This window comes from Lysinibacillus sp. FSL K6-0102 (genome assembly GCF_038003545.1).
Taxonomy (GTDB): domain Bacteria; phylum Bacillota; class Bacilli; order Bacillales_A; family Planococcaceae; genus Lysinibacillus; species Lysinibacillus capsici.
On record NZ_JBBOPH010000001.1, the window covers coordinates 604,974 to 616,438 of the forward strand.

Sequence of the window (11,465 nt, forward strand, 5' to 3'; positions counted from 1 at the left end):
ACGGTTATTAGATTAATTCTTGTCAAACAATTTACGTTTGAATAGATTAGAAGGGGATGGAGAAGAGGAAATGTCAGAGGAACTATATGATGTAACGATTGTTGGTGGTGGTCCAGCAGGGCTTTATACTGCCTTTTATAGTGGAATGCGAGATTTAAAAACGAAAATTATCGAGTATAGCTCACAACTAGGTGGTCGTATGTTAATATATCCTGAAAAAATGATTTGGGATGTAGGTGGAGTAACACCTATTTTAGGTGGTCAGCTTATTAAACAACTTGTGGAGCAAGCTGAAACCTTTGATCCAACGATTGTCTTAAATCAAAAAGTGGAAAAGTTAGATAAGCAACAGGATGGAACATTTATTTTAACATCCTCTACAGGAGAAAAGCATTATTCCAAAACGGTTATTTTAGCAGTAGGCTATGGCGTCCTTTCTATGCAAAAGCTTGAAATTGAAGGAGCGGATCGCTACGAAGTAACGAATTTACATTATACAGTTCAGGAATTAGAAATCTTCCGAGACAAGCATGTGTTAATTTCAGGTGGTGGTAATTCTGCGGTTGATTGGGCTAATGAGCTAGAGTCAATTGCCGCAAGCGTCACGATTGTTCATCGGCGAGATGATTTTGGTGGACATGAAAAAAATGTCTTACGTATGAAAGAGTCCTTAGTTCATGTAAAAACGCCCTATGAAGTGGTTCAATTGCATGGGGACGGTGATTTAATTCAATATGTATCCATTGTCAATAAAGATACCGATGAATTGGAACGAGTAAAGGTAGATGCTGTCATTGTAAATCATGGTTTAAAATGCGATTACGGTGCGCTTGAAGAATGGGGATTAAATATTCAGGATGGCGTAGCAATTGTTAATGAGAATCGGGAAACGAACGTAGCGGGTATCTATGGAGCTGGTGATTTTATTGATCATCCTAGTAAAGTTAGATTAATAGCTGGTGCATTTACTGATGGAATACTAGCATTAAATAGTGCAAAATTATACTTGGAGCCAGATGCACCGAAAGTAGCCTATGTATCTTCACATAATATTCGCTTTAAAGAACGAAATGAGAAAATTGGGTTAGTAGACAATGATTATCGTGAAGTTCGCGGTTAGGTATTAGGGATGGTTTGCTTTTAATATTTTTTACTTGAAAATGATAAAATGTCTATGCTATACTTCAAAAGTATGCAACGTGTACATATGTAGCTGACGTTCCACTTCGACACAACTTTTGTAGTCGACATATTCGGGCTATGTAAGGTACAGTTCGATAATACTCTGTTCCAGATGGTTCAGGGCGAGAGGAGAAAACGAATATGAAACAAGGAATTCATCCAGACTACAAAGAAGCAACAGTAACTTGCTCTTGTGGGAACACTTTCAAAACTGGTTCAGTAAAAGAAAACATCGTTGTCGAGTTCTGCAACGAATGTCACCCATTCTACACTGGCCGTCAAAAATTCGCGTCTGCTGATGGTCGCGTGGATCGTTTCAACAAAAAATACGGTCTTAAAAACTAATGTTAGTTTAATACCTGCCAAGCATGCGCTTGGCAGGTATTTTTTTCAGTAAATAATACACGTTGATGCAAGTCTTTTCAAAATCCAGATTGACACAAAGAAAGGGAGAAGACAAAATGGCACAGCTATATTTTAAACATGGTGCAATGAATAGTGGGAAGTCAATAGAAATTCTAAAAGTTGCCCATAATTATGAAGAACAACAAAAACCTGTAATGATGTTTACTTCAGGTCTAGATACGCGTGATGAGGTGGGCTTCGTTTCCAGTCGAGTAGGTTTACGACAACAAGCCATTCCTGTTTATGAAGATACAAATATTTTTGAAATAGTGGAAACTAATGCTGTCAAACCTTATTGTGTGCTTGTGGATGAAGTTCAATTTCTAAAAAAAGCACATGTTTTACAGCTAGCTAACATTGTGGATAAATTGGACATTCCCGTAATGGGCTTTGGTTTAAAAAATGATTTTCAAAATGAGCTATTTGAAGGTAGCCAGTACATGCTTACATATGCAGATAAAATTGAGGAAATGAAAACAATTTGCTGGTTCTGTCATAAAAAAGCAACAATGAATTTGCGAGTAGATGAAAGTGGAAAGCCAGTTTACACAGGAGATCAAATTCAAATCGGTGGAAATGATTCGTATTATCCTGTTTGCCGAAAATGTCATGCAAATCCACCGCTTTAAAGCTAAGTAGCTTGTTAAAGCGCTAAGAAAAAGTAGCATACATGTGAAAATTTCCTTATACTAAGTAGTGGAAATAAGAAATGAAAAAACCATTACGCCTTAGCGTAATTTTGATGAAAGCGGCTTCTCTGTAAAAAAGGAGCAATTTAAAAAACTAAATAGAGGTGAAATCCATGTTTGATCGATTACAAGCAGTGGAAGATCGTTATGAAAGGCTTACTGAGCTTTTGAGCGATCCGGATATTGTTAATGATAGTAAGAAATTACGCGAATATTCTAAGGAACAATCAGATATCCAAGAGACAGTAGATACTTATCGTGAATATAAAAGTGTTAAAGAACAGCTAGTAGATACACGAGAAATGTTAGATAGCGAAAAAGATCCTGATATGCACGAAATGGTAAAGGAAGAATTTAACCTTTTAAAAGCACAGCAGGAAGAGCTAGAAGAGCGATTACGTATTTTATTAATTCCAAAAGATCCGAATGATAATAAAAACGTTATTATGGAAATCCGTGGGGCAGCTGGTGGTGACGAGGCTAATATTTTTGCAGGTGACTTGTTCCGTATGTATTCTCGCTATGCAGAAACGCAAGGTTGGAAAATTGATATTATGGAAGCTACACCAAACCCAATGGGCGGCTATAAAGAGGTAATCTTTATGATTAATGGACAAGGAGCCTATTCAAAATTCAAATTTGAAAATGGCGCACACCGTGTACAACGTGTCCCTGCTACAGAATCACAAGGCCGAATTCATACATCAACAGCAACAGTTGCTTGCTTACCTGAGGTTGAGGAAGTAGATGTTGAAATCCATGAAAAAGATATCCGTGTAGATACATTCGCATCTTCTGGTGCGGGTGGTCAATCTGTAAATACAACAATGTCTGCTGTTCGTATGACCCATTTACCGACAGGTGTTGTGGTTTCGATGCAGGATGAACGTTCACAAATTAAAAACCGTGAAAAAGCAATGAAAATTCTTCGTGCTCGTGTTGCAGATATGTATATGCAGGAAGCGCAAAAAGAGATTGATGCTACACGTAAATCAGCTGTTGGATCTGGTGACCGCTCTGAGCGAATTCGCACATACAATTATCCACAAAACCGCGTAACCGACCACCGTATCGGCTTAACGATTCAAAAGCTAGATCAAATCGTTGAAGGCAGACTAGACGAGATTATCGATGCTCTTATTTTAGAAGAACAAGCATCGAAGTTAGAGCGTTTAAATGATGACTTATAAAAATGTGATGGAGGCCCTTGAGTGGGCTTCTTCTTTTTTAGTGGATAATGGTTGTGAACAAACAGCAGCGCGGATTGTTATGCAACATGTGCTTGGTACTAGTTATGGAGAAGTTATGTTGCATTTGCAAGATGAATTAACAGCAGCGCAGCAAATGAGATTTAATGAGCTCATAGAAGAACATGTCAATGGACGCCCTGTCCAATACTGTGTTGGGTATGAGGAGTTTTATGGCCGTTCATTCTTAGTCGATGAATCTGTCTTAATACCACGACCTGAAACAGAGGAATTGGTGCTTGGAACAATTAATCGACTACCTAAATTATTTACAAAGCAAACATTGAAGCTGGCTGATATCGGTACAGGTAGTGGAGCCATTGCTATTTCAATGAAGCTGGAATGCCCAGCATTAACGGTCATAGCTACCGATTTATCAGAAGCTGCACTAGCAACTGCTCAAAAAAATGCAAAGCAATTAGAGGCAGATATTGATTTTAGATTGGGAGATTTAGCTGCTCCACTTGCAGGAGAAAAATTTGATATTGTTTTATCGAACCCACCGTATATCGCATTTGATGAGGCACAAGCAATGTCAAGCGTTGTGCTAGAGCATGAGCCGCACAGTGCCCTCTTTGCCGAGGAAGATGGTCTTATTTTATATAGAAAATTAGCCGAACAATTACCAGCTTATATGAATAGGCCAGCGTTGATTGGATTAGAAATTGGTTATACACAGGGGGAGAAAGTAGCCAAATTCTTTCAAGATAGTTTTCCACAGGCGACAGTTTCAGTAGAAAAAGATATTAACGGTAAACCTCGAATGATTTTTTGTGAGCTACATGTATAAAGTTTCTTATTCTTGCCAACAATGTTGAGCAAGGAGGGATTTTTATGTTGAACGAATACAAGATTATTAGATTACCTAAACAAAATATCTTTCTAGCTTTTGCTAGACTAGTATTAATTGCGATTGTTTTACAGTTATGTGTTTTATATATTCCAACATTAGTAGGTTTGGCGAAGGAATCTTCCGGTGATGTGCAAGAAAAAGATTTTCGTATACGTGTTATTGCAAACAGTAATACTGCACAAGATCAGCTAGAGAAACAGCAGCTTGTCCAAGATTTAAAGCCATACTTTCTACAACTGGGTACGGCTGGATTTGCTGGGAATGAGCAAATTCTTTCGTTAAAACAACAAGTTGAAGCTGAACTGAGCGAAAATTATCCACAATTGGATGCACAGGTTGTTGTTGGGGATAATTTATTCCCACCAAAAAGACAAGGTGCTGTACTTTATCCACAAAATGTCTATCAATCAATTGTTGTAAAGATTGGTGATGCCCGTGGAGACAACTGGTGGTGCAGTATCTTCCCATCGATATGTGAGCCTGATAATGAAGAGGTAAAAGAAGAAGTAGAAGTAGAAGAAAAAGAACAAGTTACATTCTTTATATGGGAATGGATTAAAGGACTTTTTGAATGAATTGTGCACAAATTCAGACAACTTATACACATTTTTTATTAAGTTATAAACAATATGTGGATAATTCAGTAAAAATGAATAATTGAAGGTAGGTATTAATCATGAAAACTGTTTGTAAGGTTGTGGACAGTAATGTGAATAGTCAGATTAATTATACACAAGCTGTGGATATCTTAAATGCAGGAGAGGTAGTCGCATTTCCAACAGAGACGGTTTATGGCTTAGGAGCGATTGCCACAAATGATCTGGCAGTTAAAAAGATATTTGAAGCAAAAGGTCGACCTTCAGATAATCCTTTAATTGTCCATGTTGGTACAAAAGAGGAAGTAGCGATCTATATCGACCATATTTCTGACATAGCTAAACAATGCATGGATTTATTTTGGCCAGGACCATTAACACTGGTGATGCCAGCAAAGCCAGATGTATTAGCTAAAAGTGTCACAGCTGGGTTATCAACAGTTGGCATTCGAATGCCTGATCATCCAGTAGCGCTCGCCTTACTACAACAGCTCCAAAAACCGCTTGCTGCACCGAGCGCTAATCGTAGTGGAAAGCCAAGTCCTACAGAAGCCGTTCATGTTTTAGATGATTTAGAAGGGTACATACCTTATATTTTAGATGGAGGTTCTACAGGCATAGGGCTTGAGTCTACTGTACTAGATGTGACACATGAACCTCCAGTAATTTTACGTCCAGGTGGCATTACGAAGGAAATGCTTGAGGCTAAGATTGGTCCAGTGATTCAACCAACTAAAATAGAACAGAAGCTAGACGCAACGCCTAAGGCACCGGGAATGAAATATACGCATTATGCACCAAATGCTCCCGTGTATTTAATAGACTGTGATATTGAGAAAGTCAACGAAGCTGTTCTGCATTTACAGAGACAAGGACATAGTGTAGCACTACTTGCACCTGAGAACTTTGAAGAAATTAAAGTGGATTTTTACTTCTCTATTGGTGAAGCAGGAAGTAAAGAAGAAATGGGTGCGGCCTTATATAATGCACTTAGAGCATGTGATAAAACTACCGCTACCGTAATATTAGCAACAACTACTTCAATAGAAGGAGTAGGTGCAGCTATTATGAATAGACTTGAAAAAGCCTCTGGAGGTAAATGGTATTCATTGTAAATAATAATAGAACAATTATAGGCAAAAGACATTGAAAAACCACATGTTTTTTGTCTTTTTTTGTCCAATTATTATATGTTAAAAATGAAAAACAATAGTAAACAGTTATGATAATAATGTATTTTCGAGCATAAAATGATAAAATATTAGGGAGCGAAGGAGTGCGTTCTTGCAGGGAATTCTTGCAGGTATATTAACGTCTGTTGATGTGATTGGTCTATATGTTTTGCTGCCAAATGTTAGATATCGATTATTTTTATCATTATGGACGGCTGCATTACATATGCTTTTTCCTTTATTAGGGTTTGAATTAGGAAGCTATTTAGTTCGATTTCTATTAGAATGGGGACAATGGATTTCAAGTATTTTATTATTTTGTATCGGGATGCATTTATTATTATTTTCTCACAGAGATGAAAAAGTAACGATTTCACCTGTACTTTTAGCAGTGACTGCAAGCCTAGACACCTTTTCAGTTAGTGTTTCTTTTGGTATGCTTAACTTAGAAAAAACGATTTTTATTATGAGTGCAGGCTTAAGTGCATTAATTTGTGCTTATGGGTCATTAGTTATAGCACGTAGGAGCCAAGTCTTTTTTGGCAATAAAATTCAAATCATTGCTGGCATTATATTTATAATCATGAGTATTCTAGCTATTCAACAATAGATAAAATTGGAGAGTGATAAGTGTGAAAATATTATTTGTTTGTACAGGCAATACTTGTCGCAGTCCGATGGCAGAAGCTATTTTAAAACATAAACAAATAAACAATGTAGAAGTGCGCTCAGCGGGTATTTATGCGATGCCTAATGCACAAATGTCGGCACATGCACAACAAGTGTTAAATGAAGCCCAAATGTCCCATCAACATTTTGCGACGCAATTATCACAAGCTGAAATGGCATGGGCAGACTTAGTTTTAACGATGACGACTGCTCACAAAGATACCGTCATTTCCAATTATCCAGAAGCTGAGCATAAAGTATTTACATTGAAAGAGTATACAAATGAGGGCAGTTTAGAAAATGTAGTGGATCCTTATGGTGGTAATAGAGCAATTTATGAAGCAACATTTGCAGAATTAAAAGAACTGGTTGATCAATTAATACAAAAACTAGAAAAGAATTGAGGGGTCCTATGAAAAAACAATTTGGTTTACGCCTAAAGTTGGTGTTATTTGTTAGTGTTCTTGCACTAATCACCTACAGTGTCAGTTTTATATTCATTGAGTTTTTACAACCTACCTTCTTCCCTGACACAAATCGAAAAGTTTTTGAAGTGATTACGTATGCGTTAGGCATAACTTGGTCAGGGATATTAGCTGCCTTTTTAAGTGTAATCCTCATCAAGCCGTTACAGCAGCTTGAACACTCAGCAACACTTGTGGCAGAAGGAAAAATAGGACAGGATGTACAAATGCCTAATACAAATGATGAGATTCGATCTGTTGCAGAGGCATTCCAACAAATGGTGTTAAACTTACGTCAAATGGTGGAAAGTATTGATCATAACTTCCAACAAACGAATCAATCGATTATCCAGCTTTCAGATGAAGCAGGAGTGGCAACAAGAAAGGCAGAAGGCATTGCATCCACCGTAAAGCATATTTCTACAGGAGCAGAAGCATCTGCAACTGCTGTACAAGATACTGCTGAAGCGATTGAAGATGTAAGAACGCTTGCAACAGAGGTAAATAGTAGGGCAGAAGCATCAGCATCACAAACTAAAGAGATTCTACATAATTTATCGACAACAACAAAAGCCATTGAAACATTAGTGAATAGTATTCAACAAATTGCGACAGGCAATAATGAGGCATTAAAAAGCATTCATGCGCTAGAAGAGAATGCTGGACAGGTAGAACGAATAATTAGCTTAGTTGGTGACATTGCAGCACAAACCAATCTGTTGGCACTAAACGCCTCTATAGAAGCTGCTCGTGCAGGAGAACATGGAAAAGGCTTTGCAGTAGTAGCTGAAGAAGTCCGTGGTTTGGCTGATGAAAGTGCAAAAGCAGTGCAAGGAATTACAGCTTTAATTCAAACCATGCAGCAAAACGTAGAAGTAGTTGTGAAACAAATGAACGAACAAGTTGCCTTTGCAACAAAGGAGGCCGATCGAGTTTCTGAAACAACGACAGCAGTAGAAAATATGGCTTCTAATGTACATGAAATGGCAACATCAATTGTTGAGATTTCTTCTTTAATCGAACAGCAAATGCATAATATTGAAACGACAGCTCGACAGTCACAGGAAGTTGCTGCCATTGCGGAACAAACGTCAGCAGGTGCACAGGAAGTTCGTAGTGCAGCTGAAGAGCAAGCCTATGCAATTGAACAAGTCGAGCATCTAGCTCAAAGTTTGAAAAAGCAATCGGAAGCATTGCATAAAATGATCCAACAATTTGATAGACAAGCATAGTCCTGAAGGTTATACATAAATCCCATGAAAAATCGGATTTATGTATAACCTTTTTTATTAAAGGACAATTTATGTCCACTGTAAGTAAAAAGCTAAAAAAACTTCAGTAGATGGAATATTACAACAAAAGACCATTATCCGAACTTATTAACATGATATTCACATTATCCACAAAAAAATAAGTTTAAAAGTGAATAATTTTGTGTTAACATACAATTAATGTTCGTCTTTCAGGAAAAATCAACGTAAAAACATAAGAAAAATCGTGTTATTCTTCAGAAAGAAGTGGTACACTAAGGTTGACTATAATTCGAAAAGAGGGAACCCAGTGAGAATAGCAATTTCTTCTGATCACGGAGGCAATAACTTACGTCGTGAGATTATGCAGCTATTAGATGAACTTCAAATTAGCTACGAAGATTTTGGTCCACAATCTGCGGATTCAGTAGACTATCCAGACTATGCAAAACCTGTATCTGAGGGTGTTGCTAACGGAGAATTTGATAAAGGCATTTTAATTTGTGGCACAGGAATTGGTATGTCCATTGCCGCTAATAAGGTCAAGGGCATACGTTGTGCATTAGTACATGATGTATTTAGTGCCAAGGCAACGCGTTGCCATAATGATTCAAATATTTTAGCAATGGGCGAACGTGTAATTGGCCCTGGCCTTGCACGTGAAATCGTACAAGCATGGCTAGAAACCGATTTTGAAGGTGGCCGCCATGTACGCCGTATTGAAAAAATTACTGAACTAGAGCAATAATAGTTTTGTTATTCCATATATGGCATTCGTATAGGATGTCATATATGGCATGATTTTAATGGATATAGATGAAGGAGCTGAGCTTAATGGTTGTAAAACAAATACGAACACATTTGACTCAGTTACTCAGTGAATTTGAAGAGCAGGTATCATTACGACCTCATACAATTTTTGTAGTAGGGTGCTCTACATCTGAAGTGATTGGTCAGAAAATTGGCACAGCGGGAGCATTGGAGATAGCAGAAGCCATTTTTGAGCCGTTACAAGAATTTGCAGCAAAGCATCATTTGCTTTTAGCATTCCAAGGTTGTGAGCATATAAATCGCGCCATTACTATGGAAGCATCAACAGCTGAAAAATTTGGCTATGATCCAGTAGCGGTTGTCCCAGTACGTACGGCAGGCGGCTCAATGTCAGCATATGCCTATACGCAATTTGATAATCCAGTGATTGTTGAAACAATACAGGCACATGCAGGTATTGATATTGGACAAACATTAATCGGTATGCATTTGAAAGCAGTAGCTGTACCTGTTCGAACATCGGTAAAAATGGTAGGAGAAGCTGTTGTGACGATTGCAACAACACGTCCTAAGCTAATTGGCGGAGAACGTGCAGTATATAAATAATTACCACCCTATTTAGTGGTAGAGATGAATAACGATACTTTAGGAGGCTTTTTCAAACATGGCATATGAAAAATTAGCAGTACAAGACAAAGCAGTACTAGATGGAATTCTTGCAGAAAAAACACGTCAGCAAGCAAATATTGAATTGATTGCATCAGAAAACTTTGTATCCGAAGCAGTGATGGAAGCGCAAGGATCAGTACTGACAAATAAATACGCTGAAGGTTATCCTGGTAAACGCTATTATGGTGGCTGTGAGCATGTAGACGTAGTAGAGGATATTGCACGTGATCGTGTAAAAGAACTCTTCGGAGCAGAATATGCAAATGTGCAACCACACTCAGGTGCACAAGCAAACATGGCTGTTTACCATACGATTCTAGAACCAGGTGACACAGTTCTGGGTATGAACCTTTCACATGGTGGTCACTTAACACATGGTTCTCCAGTAAACTTCTCTGGTATTCTATATAATTTTGTAGAGTATGGTGTAACACAAGATACACAAGTGATTGATTATGAAGATGTACGACAAAAGGCTTTAGAGCATAAACCGAAACTGATTGTTGCTGGTGCATCTGCTTATCCACGTGAAATTGACTTCTCTAAATTCCGTGAAATTGCAGACGAAGTCGGAGCCTATTTCATGGTGGATATGGCACACATTGCTGGACTTGTAGCTGCTGGCGAACATCAATCACCAGTGCCATATGCTGATTTTGTTACATCAACTACACATAAAACATTACGTGGACCACGTGGTGGATTAATTCTTGCTTCAAAAGAATGGGAGCAAAAACTAAATAAATCTGTATTCCCAGGCATTCAAGGTGGCCCATTAATGCATGTTATCGCTGCAAAAGCTGTAGCATTTGGAGAAGCTTTACAACCAGAATTTAAAGACTATGCAAAACAAATTAAAGCCAATGCAAAGGCTTTAGCAGAAGTATTAATTGCTGAGGGAGTTGAAATTGTTTCTGGTGGTACAGATAATCATTTATTACTGCTAAATGTTAAATCTCTTGGTTTAACTGGTAAAGTAGCAGAGCACGCACTAGATGAAGTGGGTATTACAACAAATAAAAATACAATCCCTTACGATACTGAATCTCCATTTGTCACTTCTGGAATTCGTATTGGTACTCCAGCGGTCACTTCTCGTGGCTTTAAGGAGGAAGATATGAAAGAAGTAGGAGCAATTATAGCAGCTGTTCTTAAAAACCCTGAAGATGAAACAGTTAAAGCAGATGCAAAAGATCGTGTGAAGGCATTAACTGATAAGCATCCACTATATGTATAATCAATAGAATAATAGCTGTGTTTAAAGTACAAAATTTACTTTAAATACAGCTTTTTATTTTGGAAATCGAGGATTAAACTGTAAAAAACATCTTTTTTCTAACAAAGTAGAATAATCCTCTTATTTTTGAATAAATTTACATAAAAACGGTATAAAGGGATATATTATAGAAGGCAGAGGACAGATAGTGTCCTAGAAAAGAAGTTTTTTTAATAAAAGTGAAAATTTAATTAAATTTTATGTACAATGGAAATGAGATGA

General features: G+C 37.6%; 13 protein-coding genes. All 13 read left to right on the plus strand.

The genetic code is table 11. From position 1 onward, the window contains the following. Positions 1-70: 70 nt before the first annotated feature. Positions 71-1,120, plus strand: coding sequence for an NAD(P)/FAD-dependent oxidoreductase (locus tag NYE73_RS02850; RefSeq protein WP_054548733.1), 1,050 nt, complete (start codon positions 71-73; stop codon positions 1,118-1,120). A gap of 203 nt (positions 1,121-1,323) precedes the next feature. Next, positions 1,324-1,527 carry a 50S ribosomal protein L31 gene (gene rpmE, locus NYE73_RS02855; protein ID WP_004269457.1) on the plus strand — a complete coding sequence of 68 codons (204 nt, stop codon included), beginning with the start codon at positions 1,324-1,326 and terminating at the stop codon, positions 1,525-1,527. A gap of 116 nt (positions 1,528-1,643) precedes the next feature. Then, positions 1,644-2,216 carry a thymidine kinase gene (locus NYE73_RS02860; protein ID WP_259949455.1) on the plus strand — a complete coding sequence of 191 codons (573 nt, stop codon included), beginning with the start codon at positions 1,644-1,646 and terminating at the stop codon, positions 2,214-2,216. Positions 2,217-2,389: 173 nt separating this feature from the next. Continuing rightward, positions 2,390-3,466, plus strand: coding sequence for a peptide chain release factor 1 (gene prfA / locus NYE73_RS02865; protein ID WP_004269459.1), 1,077 nt, complete (start codon positions 2,390-2,392; stop codon positions 3,464-3,466). Then, the gene (gene prmC, locus NYE73_RS02870) at positions 3,453-4,313 is read left to right on the plus strand and encodes a peptide chain release factor N(5)-glutamine methyltransferase (RefSeq protein WP_112117318.1); all 861 of its coding nucleotides are present in this window, start codon (positions 3,453-3,455) and stop codon (positions 4,311-4,313) included. The genes prfA and prmC overlap by 14 nt, the downstream gene beginning before the upstream one ends. Before the next feature lie 44 nt (positions 4,314-4,357). Then, entirely contained in the window at positions 4,358-4,951 is a 594-nt protein-coding gene (locus NYE73_RS02875; RefSeq protein ID WP_103117426.1) for a stage II sporulation protein R, read from the plus strand. A 101-nt stretch (positions 4,952-5,052) separates the two neighbouring features. Continuing rightward, the gene (locus NYE73_RS02880) at positions 5,053-6,087 is read left to right on the plus strand and encodes an L-threonylcarbamoyladenylate synthase (RefSeq protein WP_259949460.1); all 1,035 of its coding nucleotides are present in this window, start codon (positions 5,053-5,055) and stop codon (positions 6,085-6,087) included. Between the two features lie 169 nt (positions 6,088-6,256). Continuing rightward, positions 6,257-6,754 carry a manganese efflux pump gene (locus NYE73_RS02885; protein WP_048395616.1) on the plus strand — a complete coding sequence of 166 codons (498 nt, stop codon included), beginning with the start codon at positions 6,257-6,259 and terminating at the stop codon, positions 6,752-6,754. Between the two features lie 22 nt (positions 6,755-6,776). Then, the gene (locus NYE73_RS02890; RefSeq protein ID WP_054548714.1) at positions 6,777-7,217 is read left to right on the plus strand and encodes a low molecular weight protein arginine phosphatase; all 441 of its coding nucleotides are present in this window, start codon (positions 6,777-6,779) and stop codon (positions 7,215-7,217) included. Between the two features lie 8 nt (positions 7,218-7,225). Next, entirely contained in the window at positions 7,226-8,509 is a 1,284-nt protein-coding gene (locus NYE73_RS02895; RefSeq protein ID WP_004269465.1) for a methyl-accepting chemotaxis protein, read from the plus strand. Between the two features lie 328 nt (positions 8,510-8,837). Continuing rightward, complete coding sequence (gene rpiB / locus NYE73_RS02900; RefSeq protein WP_004269466.1) at positions 8,838-9,275, plus strand: ribose 5-phosphate isomerase B; 438 nt, start codon at positions 8,838-8,840, stop codon at positions 9,273-9,275. An 86-nt stretch (positions 9,276-9,361) separates the two neighbouring features. Then, entirely contained in the window at positions 9,362-9,904 is a 543-nt protein-coding gene (locus NYE73_RS02905) for a TIGR01440 family protein (RefSeq protein ID WP_131520793.1), read from the plus strand. Positions 9,905-9,962: 58 nt separating this feature from the next. Further along, on the plus strand, positions 9,963-11,204 hold the full coding sequence (glyA, locus tag NYE73_RS02910) for a serine hydroxymethyltransferase (RefSeq protein WP_237899257.1): 1,242 nt from the start codon (positions 9,963-9,965) through the stop codon (positions 11,202-11,204). Positions 11,205-11,465: the final 261 nt, after the last annotated feature.